This window comes from Isoptericola cucumis, from assembly GCF_014635665.1.
In the GTDB taxonomy this organism is placed as follows: Bacteria; Actinomycetota; Actinomycetes; order Actinomycetales; family Cellulomonadaceae; genus Isoptericola; species Isoptericola cucumis.
On the sequence record NZ_BMDG01000006.1, the window covers coordinates 1 to 17546 of the forward strand.

Genomic DNA, 17546 nt, shown 5'->3' on the forward strand with positions numbered 1-17546 from the left:
GTAGGGGCGGGCATCCCGTCAGAGTCCGCGTGAGCTACACCAAGCGCGCGTACAACTATTTCTCGCGCCAGAAGAACGCGACGACCAGCATTCATACGAATAGGACGCGGGTTGGAAGCTGGAGCAAGGCTGCTGGGGATGCTGCGGCACGGGCGGGTGCCGCGAGCGATCTTGCGGGGGCGACCTGGGAGCAGAAAAGGCACGAGAAGTCGAAGCTGAAGCTCAATAGCGGAAATCCCGCTCGGCGTGCCGCGGATCGGGCGAGATGGAGCGCCCTTCGGAACAGTACCTTCGTCCGCGGTGCGACAAGGTTTGCGTCGAACCCCTTCGTCAAGCGTGCAGGTGTTGCTGGAGCGCTACTCGGGTATGGCGCCGGACTGGAAAAGTACTCGTACGAGAATGGTGGCGACGTCCAGCTAGCAAGCGTTCAGGCGGGAGTCGATGTCGCTGCCGGCATTGCTGGTGCAGCGCTCGGGGCAAAACTGGGAGCAGGTATTGGAGCTTTTGGCGGACCGTTGGGTGCCGTGGTTGGCGCTGGAGTTGGTGCTCTGGTGGGAGGGGTTGCGTTCGCCTGGGCGAGCGGAAAAGCCAACGATCATGTCTCGAGTATGCGGCGCGAGTCGATATGGGGTTGAGGGACGATCCAATTGTCATGCTCGTGGTTGCAGCGGTTGTCATCGTTGCGTCTGGAATCTACACATGGATGACAATCTGCCTGTGGGCTGACCGTGCTGGGATTGAGGAGCGGTTCCTGAACTCAGCGGCGGTGTTTACCCGCGACGCCGACAAGAAGAGGGGCATTACTCGTGCGGCCGGTGCAATCTGCGTGGGCAGCTGGGGTTTGGCGGCAATCGGGTTCGCTATCGCCATCGACTCTATTGTCTATGATATGACCTTGAGAGGGCTATTCACGGTTACCAGCCGAGGCGGTAGAGCTCGAGGTTGGTGACGATGCGGATCACGCGGGTAGTTCGGTCAGGCGCCCGCGGCATCCGGTGGCGAGGATCTTCCAGTTCTTGAGGTGGGAGATGGTGCGTTCGACGGCGGCGCGTCGGGGTCGCGCCGGTTGACTGACTCATGGGTGTGTGCCGCGTCGAGCTTCTGGCCGAGACTCTGGGTCTCGGGAAAATTGAGGATCACCGGGTCGGCGTAGCCGAGGTGGACGTCCAGGGGTCGGTTCCCGGCGATGGCCCGGTCGCCGTGATGCCAGACGTGCTCATACGCCCCGAGGTTGGTCACGCCCGTGATGCCCGTCGGCCGCGAGGGGCGTCGGGGTGGGCGACGGCGCCCGGCGCGACCGTCTGCAACGATGTCCCCATGAGTGAGGCACCCGGCACCGACGCCCAGGACGTCCGGAACGAGGGCGGCGACGACGCGCTGCGGATCGCGCTGGTCGACGACGACCACGCGGGCGAGCTGTTGACACTGCGCCGGGCGGCCTTCGTCAGCGAGGCGCAGCTGTACGACGACCCGCACATCCCGCCCCTGACGCAGACGCTGCACGAGCTGCGCGACGACATGGCCCGCGACGACGTGGTGACGGTCGGCGCGTGGGAGGCCCACCGGCTCGTGGGTTCGCTGCGGCTGGAGATCGAGGGGCCCAAGGCCACGCTCGGCCGGCTCGCCGTCGCCCCCGACCAGCAGGGTCGCGGCGTGGGGACGTCGCTGATGTTCGCCATCCTGCAGTTCCTCCCGGAGCAGGTCACCGAGGTCTGGGCGTTCACCGGCAAGGACTCCAAGAACAACCTCGCGATGTACACCAAGCACGGGTACACGGAGCAGTACGAGCGTGCGGCCGGCAAGCTCACGCTCACCTACCTGCGCCGGGTGCTCGGCGAGGTCGACGCGCGCAACGAGGCGGCGGGGGCCGACGGTGCCGACGGTGCCGCCGCGGACGACGCGCGCTGAGGTGAGCGGCCGCGGGCCACGTCCCGGCAGGCGGCCGTCGATGTCCGACGTCGCCGCGGTCGCCGGGGTGTCCCACCAGACCGTCTCCCGCGTGCTCAACGGGCACCCGAGCGTGCGCGGCGAGACCCGCGAACGGGTGCTGGCCGCCATCGCGAGCCTCGGCTACCGGCGCAACAGCGCCGCGCGCGCGCTGGCGACGTCGCGGTCCACGACGCTCGGGGTGGTGACCACCGGGTCCCCGCTGTTCGGGCCCACCAGCACGCTGATCGCCATCGAGGGCGCCGCGCGCGACCAGGGCTACTTCGTCTCCGTGGCGACGCTGCGCCGCTACGACGCCGCGGCGATGCACGAGGCGCTGGAGCACTTCATGGACCAGGGCGTGGAGGCCATCGTCGTCATCGCCCCGCAGGACGACGTCGCCGCGGCGGTGGAGTCCTTCCGCGCGCCGGTGCCGGTTCTGGTGGTGGCGGCGCTCGAGCGGCTGCCGGCGGGCACGGGGACGACGCCGGACGGGCCGACCACGCTCTCGCTCGCCGTCGACCAGCGCGCCGGGGCGCGGGCCGCGACCGACCACCTGCTCGACCTCGGCCACCGCGACGTGCTGCACGTCGCCGGGCCGCAGGACTGGTTCGACGCGCGGGAGCGGGCGGCGGGCTGGCGCGAGGCGCTGGAGGCGCGCGGCGTGCGGCCAGCGCGTCCGCGGGTGTGCTCGTGGGCGGCGGAGGACGGGTACGCGGCGGGCCGCGACCTGGCCGAGGCGGTCGCGGCCGGCGAGGGCCCGACGGCGGTGCTCGCGGGCAACGACCAGTTGGCCCTCGGCATCCTGCGTGCGTTCTGGGAGCGCGGGGTGTCGGTGCCGGAGGACGTGTCGGTGGTGGGCTTCGACGACGTGGCGGGCGCCGCCTACTTCGTCCCGCCGCTGACCACGGTGCGCCAGCCGTTCGACGTCCTCGGCGAGCGCAGCGTCGCGCTGGTCGTGGGGGCGCTGGCCGGGCGCCGGGTCGCGACGGAGCGGATCGCCCCGGACCTCGTGGTGCGCTCGAGCACCGGGCCCCCGCGCGCGGCACGGGGCGGCTGAGCAGGCGGACTGTGATCGACGTGATGTGAGCGCTAACATCGGGCACGGACAGGACGAGCGGTGCGAGCGGGCGCCGGTGACGGACGAGGACGGAGCAGGAATGACGCAGCTGGGACGGCCCGGGGACGCCACGAGCGACGAGATCCGGGCCGCGATCCGCGCCGGGGACACGACGCTCGGCATCGAGCTCGGCTCCACCAACATCAAGGCCTGCCTCGTCGGGCCGGGCCACACCCCGATCGCCAGCGGCTCCCACGCCTGGGAGAACGAGCTGTCGGACGGGCTGTGGACCTACTCCCTCGACGACGTCCACGCCGGGCTGCAGGGCGCGTACGCCGCCCTGGTCGCCGACGTCGAGGCGCGGCACGGGGTGCGCCCCACGACCTTCGGCGCCCTGGGCGTGTCGGCGATGATGCACGGCTACCTGGCGTTCGACGCCGCCGGGAAGCTGCTCGTGCCGTTCCGCACCTGGCGCAACACCAACACCGGGCCCGCGGCCGCCGAGCTGTCCGAGCTGTTCGGGTACAACATCCCGCTGCGCTGGTCGATCGCGCACCTCTACCAGGCGATCCTCGACGACGAGCCGCACGTGCCACAGGTCGCGTCCTTCACGACCCTCGCCGGGTACGTGCACCGCGCGCTGACCGGGCGCCACGTGCTCGGCGTCGGCGACGCCTCCGGCATGTTCCCGATCGACCCGGCCACCAAGGACTACGACGCGCGGATGCTCGAGCAGTTCCGCCACCTCGCGGCGGCGAAGCGGCCGGGCCTGCGCGTCGAGGGGCTGCTGCCCGAGGTGCTGGTGGCGGGCGCGGACGCCGGCCGCCTGACGCCGGAGGGCGCGGCCCTGCTCGACCCCACGGGCGAGCTGCAGCCGGGCGTCCTGCTCTGCCCGCCGGAGGGCGACGCGGGCACCGGCATGGTCGCAACCCACGCGGTCGCGCCCCGCACCGGCAACATCAGCGCCGGCACCTCGATCTTCGCGATGGTCGTCCTCGAGGAACCGCTGACCAGCGTGCACCACGAGCTCGACCTCGTCACCACCCCCGCCGGCGACCTCGTCGCGATGGTGCACTGCAACAACGGCGCGAGCGAGCTCGACGCGTGGGCGGGCGTCTTCGGCGAGTTCGCCGCCGCGCTCGGGCACCCCAGCGACGCCGACGCCGTGTTCGGCGCGCTCTTCGCCGCCGCGCTCGACGGCGCGCCCGACGGCGGCGGTCTGCTCGCGTACAACTACCTCGCCGGTGAGCCGATCACGGGGCTCGACGCCGGCCGACCGCTGGTCGTGCGGACCCCCGACAGCACCCTGTCGCTCGCGAACCTCATGCGCACGCAGATCTACGGTGCGTTCGGCACGCTCGCCCTCGGGATGCGCGTGCTGGCCGGCGAGGGCGTCGCGATCGACACGATGTTCGCGCACGGCGGCATGTTCCGGACGGCCGGCGTGGCCCAGCGCCTCCTCGCCGCCGCCGTCGGGGCGCCCGTCGCCGTCGGGCAGACCGCCGGCGAGGGCGGCGCGTGGGGCATCGCCGTGCTGGCCGCGTACTCGCGCGCCGTCGAGACCGCCGGGCAGGATGGCGCCGCCGGCGCGAGCCTCGACGCGTACCTGTCCGAGCGCGTGTTCGCGGACGCCGCGCTCGACGTCGCCGAGCCCGACGCCGCCGACGTGGCGGGGTTCCAGGCCTTCCTCGAGCGGTACTCCGCCGGCCTGGCCGTGCAGCGCGCCGCCGTCGACGCCCTCTGACGCCCCCTCACGCCCGCACCGACCTACTCACCACCACCGTCCCCGGAGAACCCATGAGCACCCCCACCGAGGTCCCCGCCGCGCTGCGCGCGGCCGTCGACGCCGCCAAGGAGCGCGTCGCCGCCCTGCACGCCGAGCTGCCCCGCTGGGAGCTGGTCGTGTGGACGGCGGGCAACGTCTCCGAGCGCGTCCGCGACGAGCGCACCCCCGACGGCTCCGCCGACCTCCTGGTCATCAAGCCGTCGGGCGTCTCCTACGACGACATCACCGCGGACGCGATGGTCGTCTGCGACCTCGACGGCGCCCTCGTGGAGGGCGACCGCTCGCCGTCGTCGGACACCGCCGCGCACGCGTACGTCTACCGGCACATGCCCGAGGTCGGCGGCGTCGTGCACACGCACTCCACCTACGCCACGGCGTGGGCCGCCCGCGGCGAGGAGATCCCCTGCGTGCTGACGATGATGGCCGACGAGTTCGGCGGGCCGGTCCCCGTCGGGCCGTTCGCGATCATCGGCGACGACTCGATCGGCCGCGGCATCGTCGAGACGCTGCGCTCCTCGCGCAGCCCCGCGGTCCTCATGCAGAACCACGGCCCGTTCACCATCGGCAAGGACGCGCGCGCCGCGGTCAAGGCCGCGGTGATGTGCGAGGAGGTCGCCCGCACGGTGCACGTCTCGCGCCAGCTCGGCGAGCCGCTCCCGATCGCCGCCGAGCACGTCGACTCGCTCTACGACCGCTACCAGAACGTCTACGGCCAGCACTGAGCCTCGGCCGGCACTGAGCCTCGAGGCACCGAAGGAGACACCCCCATGAGCAAGCCCTATGCGGACCGCGAGGTCTGGTTCTTCACCGGCAGCCAGGACCTCTACGGTCCCGAGACGCTGGATCAGGTCGCCGAGCAGTCGCAGGCCGTCGCCCGCGCGCTGGACGCCTCGGGCGACGTGCCCGCACGCGTGGTCTGGAAGCCGGTGCTCAAGGACTCGGGCTCGATCCGCCGGGCGATGCTCGACGCGAACGCGGACGACAACGTCCTCGGCGTCATCACCTGGATGCACACCTTCAGCCCGGCGAAGATGTGGATCGCCGGCCTGGACGCGCTGCGCAAGCCGCTGCTGCACCTGCACACGCAGGCGAACGTCGAGCTCCCGTGGGCGGAGATCGACATGGACTTCATGAACCTCAACCAGGCAGCGCACGGCGACCGCGAGTACGCCTACCTGGCCACGCGCCTGGGCGTCGCGCGCACCACCGTGGTGGGCCACGTGTCCAACCCGGCCGTGACGCGCCGCGTCGGCACCTGGGTCCGCGGCGCCGCGGGCTGGGCCGCCACCCACGAGCTCAAGCTCGTGCGCTTCGGCGACAACATGCGCAACGTCGCCGTCACGGAGGGCGACAAGACCGAGGCGGAGCTGCGCTTCGGCGTCTCGGTGAGCACGTGGGGCGTGAACGACCTGGTCGCGGCCGTGGAGGCCGTCGACGAGGCCGCGGTCGACGCGGTGGTCGCCGAGTACGAGGAGCTGTACGACGTCGTCGCCGAGCTCCGGAAGGGCGGCGAGCGGCACGAGTCGCTGCGCTACGCGGCGCGCCAGGAGATCGCCATGGAGGCGTTCCTCACCGAGCGCGGCGCCAAGGCCTTCACCACGAACTTCGAGGACCTGGGCGCCCTGCGCCAGCTGCCCGGCATCGCCGTCCAGCGGCTCATGAGCAAGGGCTACGGCTTCGGCGCCGAGGGCGACTGGAAGACCGCCGTCCTGGTCCGCGCGGCGAAGGTCATGGGCGAGGGGCTGCCCGGCGGCGCCTCCCTCATGGAGGACTACACCTACGACCTCACGCCCGGCTCGGAGCTCATCCTCGGCGCGCACATGCTCGAGATCTGCCCGTCCCTGACCGCGTCGAAGCCCCGGGTGGAGATCCACCCGCTGGGCATCGGCGACCGGGAGGACCCGGTGCGGATGGTCTTCGACGCGGACGCCACGCAGGGCGCCGTCGTGGTGTCGCTCGCCGACATGCGCGACCGGTTCCGCCTCACGGCGAACGTCGTCGACGTCGTGGCGCCCGCCCACGAGCTGCCGAACCTGCCCGTCGCCCGCGCGGTCTGGGCGCCACGCCCCGACTTCAGCACGTCGGCCGAGGCGTGGCTGACGGCCGGGGGAGCGCACCACACGGTGATGTCGACGGCGGCCGGCGTCGAGGCGTTCGAGGTCTTCGCGAACATCGCGCGCACCGAGCTGCTGGTCATCGACGAGAGCACCACGCGCCGCGGCTTCGCCGACCAGGTGCGCTGGAACCAGGTGTACTACCGCGTCGCCCAGGGGCTCTGAACACGGTCGCCGGCACGGCGCCGGCACCGTGCCGGCACCGTGCCGGCACCGTGCCGGCACCGTGCCGGCGGTTCGGTAGGCTGACGCCGCCGAGACGCCGGCCCTCCGGCCCCTGGCGCACGAGTCCGATGGAGGCCCCGCATGGCGAGTCCCGGCGCCGACAAGCCGAACATCCGGCAGGTCGCGGAGCGCGCCGGAGTCTCGTACATGACGGTCTCGCGGGTGCTCAACGACCACCCGCACATCCGGGACGCCACCCGCCGCCGCGTCCAGGAGGCCATCGAAGAGCTCGGCTACCGCCCGAGCCGGACCGCCCAGGCGCTGGCCACGCAGCGCAGCCGCCGCATCGGCGTCCTCGTGGAGAGCGCGGTGACGTTCGGGCCGACCAGCACCCTGTACGCCGTCGAGTCCGCCGCCCGCGCCTCGGGCTACGAGGTCAGCTCGATGCTCCTGCGCGCCGGCGAGGAGATCACCCCGCAGGAGGCCGTCGACCACCTCATCGCGCTGGGCGTCGACGCGCTCTGCGTCGTCGCCCCCCGGTCGTCGTCGATCGCGGCGCTGCGCCACATCGCCGTCGGTGTCCCGGTGCTCGTGGTCAAGCCCGACAAGGACCCGACGTTCCTCACGGTGACCGTCGACCAGAAGGCGGGCACGGCGCTCGCCGTCGACCACCTCGTCTCGCTCGGGCACCGGGACATCCTGCACCTCGCCGGACCGCTCGACTGGCTCGACGCCCGGACGCGTGAACGCGCGTTCCACGCCCGCACGAAGTCGTGGGGCCTCCGCGAGCGCCCCATCGTCGTGGGGGACTGGACGGCCGACTTCGCGTACGACTTCGCGCGCGGGATCCGCGAGCTGCCCGAGTACACCGCGATCTTCGTCGCCAACGACGACATGGCGGTCGGCCTCGTGCACGGCCTGCACGACCGGGGTTTCTCGGTGCCGGACGACCTCAGCGTCGTCGGCTTCGACGACATCCCGCTCGCGCGGCACGTCCTTCCGCCGCTGACCACCGTGCGCCAGAACTTCGACGCGCTCGGCGTCGCGGTCGTCGACGTCCTGCGGGCCGCGATCGAGGAACGTGAGATCCCTGCCGTCACGCGGATCCCGGCCCAGATCGTCACGCGCTCGTCGAGCGCACCACCGAGGAAGACCGACTGATGTCGTCGCGGACGGATCGGGCGGCTCCCGTCGTCGAGATGTACGGCATCACCGTGGAGCGCGGCGGGGTGCGGGTGCTCGACGACGTGGACCTGACGCTGCATCCCGGCGAGGTGCACGCGATCATGGGGGAGAACGGCGCGGGCAAGTCCACCCTGATCGGGGCGCTCACGGGGACGGTGCCGATCGTCTCGGGCGACGTCCTCGTCGACGGCGCCGCGCGCACGCCGACGAGCGTAGCCCAGAGCCGTGCGGAGGGCATCGCGACCGTCTTCCAGGAGTCGCACCTGAGCCCCCACCTGACCGTCGCCGAGAACGTCATGATCGGCCACGAGGTGCGCCGCTGGTTCGGCATCGACTGGGCGGCGAACAGGGAGCGCGCCTCGGCCGCTCTCGCCACCCTCGGGATCGAGGACGTCGACCCCCGGACACCGCTGGCCGCGTTGTCGCCCGCGACGAAGCAGCTCGTGGCCGTCGCGCGTGCGATCGTCCTCGAGCCGCGCGTGCTCGTGCTCGACGAACCCACGTCGAGCCTGGACGCGGCAGAGGCCGCCCGCCTGCTCGGGGTGGTGCGCCGGCTGCGGGACCAGGGCGTCGCCGTGCTCTTCGTCTCGCACTTCCTCGAGCAGGTGTTCGAGGTGAGCGACCGGATGACGGTGCTCCGCGGCGGCCGGGTCGTGGCGGAGTACCGGACGGCGGAGGTCGAGCGTGCGGAGCTGATCTCGAAGATGATCGGCGAGGACATCGACGCGCTCCAGGCGCTGCACTCGCAGCGGCTCGCGCACCACTACGCGGGGTCGGGCGAGGCGACGCTGCGGGCGACGTCCATCGGCCGCCGCGGGAGCCTCGAGCCCACGGACGTCGACCTGGCCCGGGGCGAGGTCGTCGGGTTCGCCGGCCTGCGCGGCTCGGGGCGCACCGAGCTCGCCCGGCTGATGAGCGGGGTGGAGCGTGCCGACCGCGGCGAGCTCTGGCTGGACGGTGCCCGCGTGCAGCTGCGCAGCCCGGGGGCCGCGCTGCGGTACCGGATCGCGATGTCGAGCGAGAACGTGCGGGAGGACGGCATCGTCGCGGGGCTGACGGTGCGGGAGAACATCGTGCTGGCGCTGCAGGCCCTGAGGGGATGGTCCCGGCCGCTGTCCCGGGGCGAGCAGGACGCGGTCGTCGACACCTATCTCGACGCCCTGCACCTGTCGCGCGACGACCTGGACCGCCCGGCCGGGGAGCTGTCGGGAGGGACGCAGCAGAAGGTCCTGGTGGCGCGGCTGCTGGCGACCCGGCCGCACGTCCTGATCCTCGACGAGCCGACGCGCGGCATCGACATCGCCGCCAAGCTCGACATCCAGCGCCGGGTCGCCCGGCTGGCGGGGGAGGGGGTGGCCGTCGTCTTCATCTCCTCCCAGCTCGAGGAGGTGGTGCGCCTGAGCGACCGGATCGTGGTCCTCAAGGACCGCGAGAAGATCGGCGAGCTGAGCAACGGACCCGGGGTCACGGTCGACACGATCGTCGAGATGATCGCCGCGGACCTCGACGAGCTCGCCCCCGGTGACGACGACGGCGCCGGTGCCGCCGACGGGGCCGGCGGGCGCGACGTTACGTGATCGTGACGTCCAATCGGCGGAGCGCCCGTTGTGACCGGTCACAACACCCACTATGTTAACGGTCACAACGCAGTCCCTGCCGGAGGGTCAGAGCTGACCCACGGACCGGAAGCACCGGTCGGCCGGCGTCTCAAGGAGGAGAACATGGGCAGGAACTTCCGACGTGCCGGTGCGGCCGTCCTTGCGGCACTCACGACGACCGCGCTCGTGGCGTGCAGCAGCGAGCAGGCACCCCAGGCCGAGGAGAACGGCGGCGGGGGCGACGACGCGGCCACCGAGACGATCTCGATCGGGTTCTCGCAGGTCGGCGCCGAGTCCGGCTGGCGGGCGGCCAACACCAAGTCGATCCAGGACACCCTCACCGCGGAGAACGGGTTCGACCTCAAGTTCTCCGACGCGCAGCAGAAGCAGGAGAACCAGATCCAGGCGATCCGGTCCTACATCCAGCAGGGCGTGGACGTCATCGCGTTCTCGCCCGTCGTCGAGACCGGCTGGGACGCCGTGCTCGAGGAGGCCAAGGCGGCGAGCATCCCGGTGATCCTCACCGACCGCGCCGTCGACAGCGAGGACGAGTCCCTGTACGAGTCGTTCATCGGGTCCGACTTCGTCCTCGAGGGCGAGATGGCCGGCGACTGGGCGGTCGAGCAGTACGACGGCGAGGGGTTCAAGGCCGTCGAGCTGCAGGGCACCACCGGCGCCGCCCCGATGATCGACCGGCAGCAGGGCTTCGCCGACGCGATCGCGGGCAGCGACATCGAGATGATCGACTCGCAGACCGGCAACTTCACCCGCACCGAGGGCAAGCAGGTGATGGAGGGCTTCCTGCAGAAGTACGACGACATCGACCTCGTGTTCGCGCACAACGACGACATGGGGCTCGGCGCGATCGAGGCGATCGAGGCCGCCGGCAAGGTCCCCGGCAAGGACATCAAGATCATCACCGTCGACGCCGTCAAGGACGGCATGCAGGCCCTGGCCGACGGCAAGATCAACTACATCGTCGAGTGCAACCCCCTGCTCGGCCCGGACCTGGCCGAGATCGCGAAGAAGGTCGTCGCGGGCGAGGAGGTCCAGAAGCGCATCGTGGTCGAGGACCAGGCGTTCGACCAGGAGGCCGCCAAGGAGGCGCTGCCCGACCGGCAGTACTGACGGTCCCGCACGGTCGTGGCGGGCGCGGCACGACGTCGCGCCCGCCACGGCACCGGCAGCACGGACCGGCAGCACGGACCGGCAGCACGGCTCCTGACAGGACGGACCCTGGCCACACCACGGAAGGTCAACGATGACGAGCTCTGACGCGGCGGGGCGACCGGTCGTCGAGATGACCGGGATCTCCATCGAGTTCCCGGGCGTCAAGGCGCTCGACCAGGTCGACCTCCGCCTCTTCGCCGGCGAGGTGCACGCCCTCATGGGCGAGAACGGCGCCGGCAAGTCCACCCTGATCAAGGCGCTCACGGGCGTCTACGGCATCGACTCCGGCGAGATCCTCGTCGACGGTGCCCCCCAACGCTTCTCGGGGCCGGGGGAGGCGCAGGCCGCCGGGGTCGCGACGGTGTACCAGGAGGTCAACCTCTGCGAGAACCTCACGGTCGCGGAGAACATCATGCTCGGCAACGAGCCGCGACGGTTCGGGGCGATCGACTGGCGCGCCACGCGGCGCCGGGCGGCCGAGCACCTCGCCACGATGGGGCTCGACATCGACCCCTCCTCGTCGCTCGGCTCGCACTCCATCGCCGTGCAGCAGCTCGTCGCGATCAGCCGCGCCATGGTGGTCGACGCGAAGGTCCTCGTCCTCGACGAGCCGACGTCGAGCCTCGACGCCGACGAGGTGGCCCGGCTCTTCACCGTCGTGCGAGGGCTGCGGGACCGCGGCGTCGCCATCCTGTTCGTCTCGCACTTCATCGAGCAGGTCTACGAGATCTCCGACCGCATGACCGTGCTGCGCAACGGCGCCCGCGTCGGCGAGTTCCCGACCGCCGAGATCACGCGGGCCGAGCTCGTGTCGCGGATGATCGGCCGCACGATGGAGGTCCTCGACGACCTGCAGGTGCGCACGGAGCACACCGTCGACCCCGCCCAGGGCTCGACCCCCTTCGTGCGTGCGGTCGGGCTGGGGCGCCGGGGCGGCGTGCGCCCGTTCGACCTGGAGGTGTACCCGGGGCAGGTCGTCGGGCTCGCCGGCCTGCTGGGCTCCGGCCGCACCGAGCTCGCGCGGCTGCTCGCGGGCGCGGACCGGGCGGACTCCGGCTCGCTGGAGCTCCAGGGGCGCCCGGCCCGGCTGCGCAACCCGCGGGCGGCGATCGGCCACCGGATCGCGTTCTCGTCCGAGGACCGCAAGGGGGAGGGCGTCGTCGGCGACCTCACCGTGCGCGAGAACATCGTGCTCGGGCTCCAGGCCGACCGCGGCTGGCTGCGCCGGCTGCCCGGCAAGCAGGTCGACGAGATCGTCGACCGCTACGTGCGGGCGCTGAACATCCGGCCCGCCGACCCGGACGCGCTGCTGCGCAACCTCTCGGGCGGCAACCAGCAGAAGGTGCTGCTCGCGCGGTGGCTCGCCACCGCCCCCGAGCTGCTCCTGCTGGACGAGCCCACCCGGGGGATCGACGTCGGCGCCAAGGCCGAGATCCAGCGCCTCGTCGCCGACCTCGCGGCCCGCGGGATGGCGGTGCTGTTCATCTCCGCCGAGCTGGAGGAGGTCCTGCGCCTCAGCCACCGGGTCGCGGTGATGCGCGACCGGGAGAAGGTCGGCGAGCTGACCAACGGGCCCGACGTCGGCGTCGACGACGTCGTCGAGCTCATCGCGAGCGGAGGAGACCACTGATGTCCGCCACCAGCCCCGCGCCGTCGCGTGCCCCGTCCTCCGGACGGCTCGGCACGGTCGTCCGCCACCACCTGTTCTGGCCGGTGGCGGCGCTCGTCCTGCTGCTCGCGGTCAACACGGTGTTCCGGCCGAGCTTCCTGCGGGTCTCGATCCTCGACGGGCACCTCTTCGGCTCGCCGATCGACATCCTGCGCAACTGCGCCCCGCTGATGCTCGTCGCCCTCGGCATGACCCTCGTGATCGCGACCCGCGGCATCGACCTGTCGGTCGGGGCGGTCGTGGCCATCGCGGGCGCCGTCGCGCTGACGTACATCGCCCGCTCGCCCGACCCCGGCTCGGCCGGGACCGCGCTGACGGCGATGGGGATCGCGCTCGTGCTCGCCCTCGCGCTCGGCACGTGGAACGGCTTCCTGGTCTCGGTCGTCGGGATCCAGCCGATCATCGCGACGCTCATCCTCATGACCGCCGGGCGGGGGATCGCGATGCTCATCACCCAGGGGCAGATCACCACCGTGACCAGCGCGCCGTTCAAGACCCTCGGCGCGGGCTTCTGGCTCGGCCTGCCGGTGGCGACCCTGGTCGCGTTCGGCGTCTTCGCGCTGGTCGCCGTCCTCACCCGCCGCACCGCGCTCGGCATGCTCGTCGAGGCGGTGGGCATCAACCCGTCCGCGAGCCGGCTGGCCGGCGTCCAGGCACGGACCATCGTGTGGACCGTGTTCGCGCTCTCCGGGCTGTTCTCCGGGCTCGCGGGCCTCGTCCTGGCCTCGAACGTCATGGCGGCGGACGCGAACAACGCCGGGCTGTTCATCGAGCTCGACGCGATCCTCGCGGTCGTGATCGGCGGCACGTCGCTCGCCGGCGGGAAGTTCTCCCTGTCGGGGACCTTCGTCGGCGTCCTCATCATCGCGACGCTGAGCCTGACGGTCACCAACCTCGGCATCTCGCCGCTGGTGACCCCGCTGTTCAAGGCGCTCGTCGTCGCGGCGGTGACGCTGCTGCAGTCGCCGGTGATGCGCCGCAAGCTGGCCGAGCGGACCCGCCGGGTCGCTCCGGAACCGAAGGTGGTGGCCCGATGACGACCGTGGCTCCTCGAGGACGTGCCGCCCGTGCCCAGGGGCCCGGCGGCGCCCCGACGCGCGGCCGGGCCCGCGGGTGGCGGATCGACCGGCGCTATCTGCCGGTCGTGGGGACGCTCGTCGTCCTCGCACTGATCCTCGTGGTCGGCGGCGCGCGGTACGACAACTTCCTGTCGGTCGGCGTGCTGGCGAACCTCTTCATCAACAACTCGTTCCTCATCGTGCTCGCCGTCGGCATGACCTTCGTCATCCTCACCGGCGGCATCGACCTGTCGGTGGGCGCCGTCCTCGCGCTGTCGAGCGTGACGGCGGCCTACCTGCTGAACGCGGGGCTGCCGGCGGGCGTCGTCGTCCCGCTCGTGGTCCTCATCGGCTCGGTGATCGGGCTGCTCATCGGCGCGATGGTGCACGTCTTCGAGGTCCAGCCGTTCATCGCGACCCTCGCCGGGATGTTCTTCGCCCGCGGGCTGTGCTTCCTCATCGCCCCGGAGTCCATCCCCATCACCGACGAGACGTTCGTGGCGCTCGCCGGGTGGGACACGTGGGTCGCGGGCCAGTGGCGCGTGACGTCGAGCGTCGTGATCGCCCTCGTGGTGGTCGCGGTCGCGTTCTACCTGCTGCACTACACCCAGTTCGGGCGCACCGTGTACGCGATCGGCGGCGGGGAGGCCTCCGCGCGCCTCATGGGGCTGCCCGTGACGCGCACGAAGGTGCTGGTCTACGTCATCAGCGGCACCTGTGCCGGGCTCGGCGGGCTGCTGTTCGCGATGTTCTCCCGCTCCGGGTACTCGCTGACCGGCGTCGCGATGGAGCTGGACGCGATCGCGGCCGTCGTCATCGGCGGCACCATCCTCACCGGCGGGACCGGCTTCGTGCTGGGCTCCGTGCTCGGCGCGCTCGTGCTCGGCCTCATCCAGACGATCATCACGTTCGAGGGCACCCTGAGCTCCTGGTGGACCAAGATCGTCATCGGCGGGCTGCTGCTCGTGTTCGTCGTGCTGCAGCGGCTGCTGGCCGTCCGGCGCACCTGAGCCGCCCCTCCGAGCGGGCCGGTTTCCACCCGGTCCGGACGTAGACTTCCGTTTCGTCCGGATGATCGACTATCGGGTGACACCCACACCTCGGAGGTACATGTGAGCCAGGCCGACGCGTCCGCGGGCGACAGCACGCGGAGGGCGCGCTACCGCGGCCGACACCTGCCGATGGTGGCCGTCGTGGTGGCGGCGACGATCGCGACCGCGCTCGCCTACAGCGGCATGGTCCTGTTCGGCCTCGAGGTCGCGCACATGTCGCCGGCGGAGGCGTACGCCCTCGCCGGCTTCCTCGAGGTCAGCCTCGTCGCCGTCGCGCTGATGGCCCGCAACGCCGCGCTCGAGGGGCGCCCGTACGGGGTGCTGCTCACGCTGACGTGGGTGCTGTCGGGCACCTCCGGCGTCTTCGCCGCGCTCCACGAGATCGCCGTGCCGGACGAGAGCACGCCGTACATGGTCGCGTTCCGGTTCGTGCCCCCGCTGGTGGCGGCTCTCATGTGGCACCTCGCGCTCGTGGGCGAGCGCCACATGGTCACCGGGCACACCCTCGACGAGCGGCGCCGCGAGCGCCGCGTGCACCAGTACGTCGTGGCCCTGGAGCAGTGGCGCGACGCCCGGCTCGACAACACCGGGTCGCGGCACGGCATGCGCAAGGTGCGCACGGCGCACCGCCGTCAGCGCGGTGCGCGCGACGGCGCGCTCAAGCTGCTCACCGTGGAGGACTTCGAGCGGCGCATGCAGGTCTGGGTAGAACGGCTCGAGGCCGCCGAGCGGCACGGCAACCGCCTGGACTCCATCGGCGCCAGCTCCGTCAAGCGGGGCACCAGCCGGGGCGTGGCGGACTCGGCGGAGCTCGCGACCCTCGTCGCCGCCGGTGCCCCGCCGGCCGCGGAGCACCTCCGGCTGGACCGGCCGGTCCCGGACGTGCCGCGGGTCGAGGGCGGTTCGACGCCGGTGCACGGGAGTGCGCCGGCTGCCGGCGACGAGCCGCGACCGGACGTCGGGAGCCACGACGTCGAGAGCCACGAGGCCGAGCCGTTCGCCGAGGCGCTCCACGACGCGCTGACCTCCGATCCGCCGGCCGACCACCCGGCCGTCGAGGCCGAGCACGCCGTCGAGGCCGGGCCGGCCGAGCACGCCGACGCCGGGCCCGACGACGAGGCGGAGTACCTTCGGTCCGAGGCCGAGGCCGAGGCCGAGGCCGTGGACGCGGGACCCGGTGACGAGCGCGAGGCCGGGCAGCCCGTGGCGGAGCGGCCGGGCGAGCCGGCGTGGGCGCTCGAACCGCTCCCGGAGACCGGGCACACGCGCCGCGTCGAGGTCTTCGACCTGCTGGCACCGAAGGACCCGGCCCTGAGCGCGACGGCTCAGCGGTCCGCGTTCCTCACCGCGCACGGTGGCGCGGCGGCCACGCCGCGTCCGGCCGAGGACGGCGCGGGCGACGACGACCCGGCCGCCGGGTACGGAGCCGGAGCCGAGGCGGGCCGCGAGACCGTCGGCGGGGCGGAGCAGGCCGCGCCGTCCGACGACGAGCAGTACGCGTCCGAGCGCGACCGCCTCATCGTCGAGCTCGCCGCAGAAGGGCTCACCCAGCGCGAGATCGCCGACCGGGTCTCGGCGTCGCGCACGACCGTGAGCCGGGTGGTGCGCCGTTACGGCGTGACGTCCGACGGCGGGCGGGAGCTCGCGCCGGCCTGACGTCGCGCCCCGACACGCTCGCGCATCAGCGGAGTGCCGCCAGCATCGCTCCGGCGGTCGCGGCGGCGAGGGTGATCAGCGTGAGCGTCGGGAGCCGCTGCGCCAGCGACCGCCGCCGACCCGGCGACGTCCGGCGTCCCCCGTCTCCGGTGCCGTCGTCGGCCATGTCACCTGCTCCCTCGGCCGGGTCCGTCGTCGTCCTGCAGGTCCTCGAGCCGCTCCCGCTCCTCCTCGCGCCGGTCCTCGACGTCGTCCCGCTCGTCCTCCAGCCGGTCCTCGACGTCGTCCCGCTCGTCCTCCAGCCGGTCCCGCTCGTCCTCGGGCGGCGGCCCGACGGCGTTGAACCACGCGAACCCGGCGACGCCGCCCACGACGGCGACGCCGAGGCCCTCCAGGACTGCACGACGCGTGGGGGAGGGGCCGCCGGTGCTCACGACACGCCCCCGGTGAGGTACCAGAGGGCGGACGTGGACCAGACGAGCGCGAGCAGCGCGACGACGAGCCCGCCCAGGAGCGGAAGCACGGCGGGCGGCAGCCCGCGCACGCGCAGGGCGAGCATCTTGACCGTGAACGCCCCGTAGAACAGGCAGCCCGCGACGGAGTGCACGAGGACCCGGGCGGGCTCGTCCTCGAACCCGATCGACCACACGCAGGCGAAGGCGACCGGCAGCGTGAGGCCGAACGCCGCGACGCCGCTCCACCGGTGCAGGAGGCCGACCCAGCCGGGCGCGGCGGGTGCGCCGGGCAGTCGCCCGTACATCGCCAGCGCCGAGACGAGCTGGACCACGAGGAGCGCGGCCGCGCCGGTGGCCAGCCACGACTTCATCTCGAGCATCGTGGGGAACCACAGGGTCAGCAGCGTCGCGTCGTCGCCCGGGTGGGCGTCCGCGTAGGCTCCGAGCGCGCCGGCGACCGCCACGCCCGCCACGGTCGCCGCGGCCAGCGCCCAGCGCCACGACGCGCGGGTTCTCGACGGGGGCTCGCCCATAGGAGCACAGTGCCCGTGGCTCCCCGCGCCGGCCACCGGACACACCGCGGCGCGGGCGACGACGAGCACGGCACGCACGGCGAACAGGGGGTCGGTGCCGCGTCCCGGCCGGAACGCGG

The 17546-nt window shown here is 72.6% G+C and carries 17 protein-coding genes; 13 read left to right on the top strand and 4 right to left on the bottom strand.

Translation table 11 applies throughout. The features are described 5' to 3' along the window. Positions 1-29: 29 nt before the first annotated feature. Positions 30-635 (top strand): hypothetical protein, encoded by a 606-nt coding sequence (locus IEW03_RS09760; protein WP_188523503.1) that lies wholly within the window; start codon positions 30-32, stop codon positions 633-635. A gap of 340 nt (positions 636-975) precedes the next feature. Here IEW03_RS09760 and IEW03_RS09765 read toward each other — a convergent pair whose 3' ends face one another. Further along, positions 976-1239 carry a hypothetical protein gene (locus IEW03_RS09765; RefSeq protein ID WP_188523504.1) on the bottom strand — a complete coding sequence of 88 codons (264 nt, stop codon included), beginning with the start codon at positions 1237-1239 and terminating at the stop codon, positions 976-978. 78 nt (positions 1240-1317) lie between these two features. Between IEW03_RS09765 and IEW03_RS09770 the strand changes: the two genes are divergently transcribed. The 12 genes from IEW03_RS09770 to IEW03_RS09825 all read left to right on the top strand — a co-directional run bounded on the left by IEW03_RS09770 (position 1318) and on the right by IEW03_RS09825 (position 16439). Further along, positions 1318-1908: a GNAT family N-acetyltransferase gene (locus tag IEW03_RS09770; RefSeq protein WP_188523505.1), complete on the top strand. Its 591-nt coding sequence runs from the start codon at positions 1318-1320 to the stop codon at positions 1906-1908. Between the two features lie 40 nt (positions 1909-1948). Continuing rightward, a complete protein-coding gene (locus tag IEW03_RS09775; protein WP_188523506.1) occupies positions 1949-2986 on the top strand; it encodes a LacI family DNA-binding transcriptional regulator in 1038 nt (345 codons plus the stop codon). Positions 2987-3086: 100 nt separating this feature from the next. Beyond that, the gene (locus tag IEW03_RS09780; RefSeq protein ID WP_188523507.1) at positions 3087-4730 is read left to right on the top strand and encodes a xylulokinase; all 1644 of its coding nucleotides are present in this window, start codon (positions 3087-3089) and stop codon (positions 4728-4730) included. 53 nt (positions 4731-4783) lie between these two features. Next, positions 4784-5494: an L-ribulose-5-phosphate 4-epimerase gene (locus tag IEW03_RS09785; RefSeq protein WP_188523508.1), complete on the top strand. Its 711-nt coding sequence runs from the start codon at positions 4784-4786 to the stop codon at positions 5492-5494. Between the two features lie 45 nt (positions 5495-5539). Further along, complete coding sequence (gene araA / locus IEW03_RS09790; RefSeq protein WP_188523509.1) at positions 5540-7051, top strand: L-arabinose isomerase; 1512 nt, start codon at positions 5540-5542, stop codon at positions 7049-7051. 141 nt (positions 7052-7192) lie between these two features. After that, the gene (locus IEW03_RS09795; RefSeq protein ID WP_188523510.1) at positions 7193-8212 is read left to right on the top strand and encodes a LacI family DNA-binding transcriptional regulator; all 1020 of its coding nucleotides are present in this window, start codon (positions 7193-7195) and stop codon (positions 8210-8212) included. 38 nt (positions 8213-8250) lie between these two features. Beyond that, positions 8251-9813: a sugar ABC transporter ATP-binding protein gene (locus IEW03_RS09800; RefSeq protein WP_229737891.1), complete on the top strand. Its 1563-nt coding sequence runs from the start codon at positions 8251-8253 to the stop codon at positions 9811-9813. Positions 9814-9957: 144 nt separating this feature from the next. Continuing rightward, the gene (locus IEW03_RS09805) at positions 9958-10962 is read left to right on the top strand and encodes an ABC transporter substrate-binding protein (RefSeq protein ID WP_188523512.1); all 1005 of its coding nucleotides are present in this window, start codon (positions 9958-9960) and stop codon (positions 10960-10962) included. Positions 10963-11095: 133 nt separating this feature from the next. Beyond that, positions 11096-12634: a sugar ABC transporter ATP-binding protein gene (locus IEW03_RS09810; protein WP_188523513.1), complete on the top strand. Its 1539-nt coding sequence runs from the start codon at positions 11096-11098 to the stop codon at positions 12632-12634. Beyond that, the gene (locus IEW03_RS09815) at positions 12634-13710 is read left to right on the top strand and encodes an ABC transporter permease (protein WP_188523514.1); all 1077 of its coding nucleotides are present in this window, start codon (positions 12634-12636) and stop codon (positions 13708-13710) included. The genes IEW03_RS09810 and IEW03_RS09815 overlap by 1 nt, the downstream gene beginning before the upstream one ends. Then, the gene (yjfF, locus tag IEW03_RS09820) at positions 13707-14741 is read left to right on the top strand and encodes a galactofuranose ABC transporter, permease protein YjfF (RefSeq protein WP_188523515.1); all 1035 of its coding nucleotides are present in this window, start codon (positions 13707-13709) and stop codon (positions 14739-14741) included. Before IEW03_RS09815 ends, yjfF begins: the two co-directional genes overlap by 4 nt. Before the next feature lie 102 nt (positions 14742-14843). Further along, positions 14844-16439, top strand: coding sequence for a helix-turn-helix domain-containing protein (locus IEW03_RS09825; RefSeq protein WP_188523516.1), 1596 nt, complete (start codon positions 14844-14846; stop codon positions 16437-16439). A 25-nt stretch (positions 16440-16464) separates the two neighbouring features. Here the strand turns inward: IEW03_RS09825 and IEW03_RS09830 are convergent, their stop codons facing one another. From IEW03_RS09830 to IEW03_RS09840, 3 genes are read right to left on the bottom strand one after another with little or no spacing between them, the layout of a single operon-like run. Continuing rightward, positions 16465-16605, bottom strand: coding sequence for a hypothetical protein (locus IEW03_RS09830; RefSeq protein WP_188523517.1), 141 nt, complete (start codon positions 16603-16605; stop codon positions 16465-16467). Position 16606: 1 nt separating this feature from the next. Beyond that, positions 16607-16873 carry a hypothetical protein gene (locus IEW03_RS09835; protein ID WP_188523518.1) on the bottom strand — a complete coding sequence of 89 codons (267 nt, stop codon included), beginning with the start codon at positions 16871-16873 and terminating at the stop codon, positions 16607-16609. After that, positions 16870-17427 (bottom strand): DUF6529 family protein, encoded by a 558-nt coding sequence (locus IEW03_RS09840; protein WP_188523519.1) that lies wholly within the window; start codon positions 17425-17427, stop codon positions 16870-16872. Before IEW03_RS09840 ends, IEW03_RS09835 begins: the two co-directional genes overlap by 4 nt. Positions 17428-17546 lie beyond the last annotated feature (119 nt).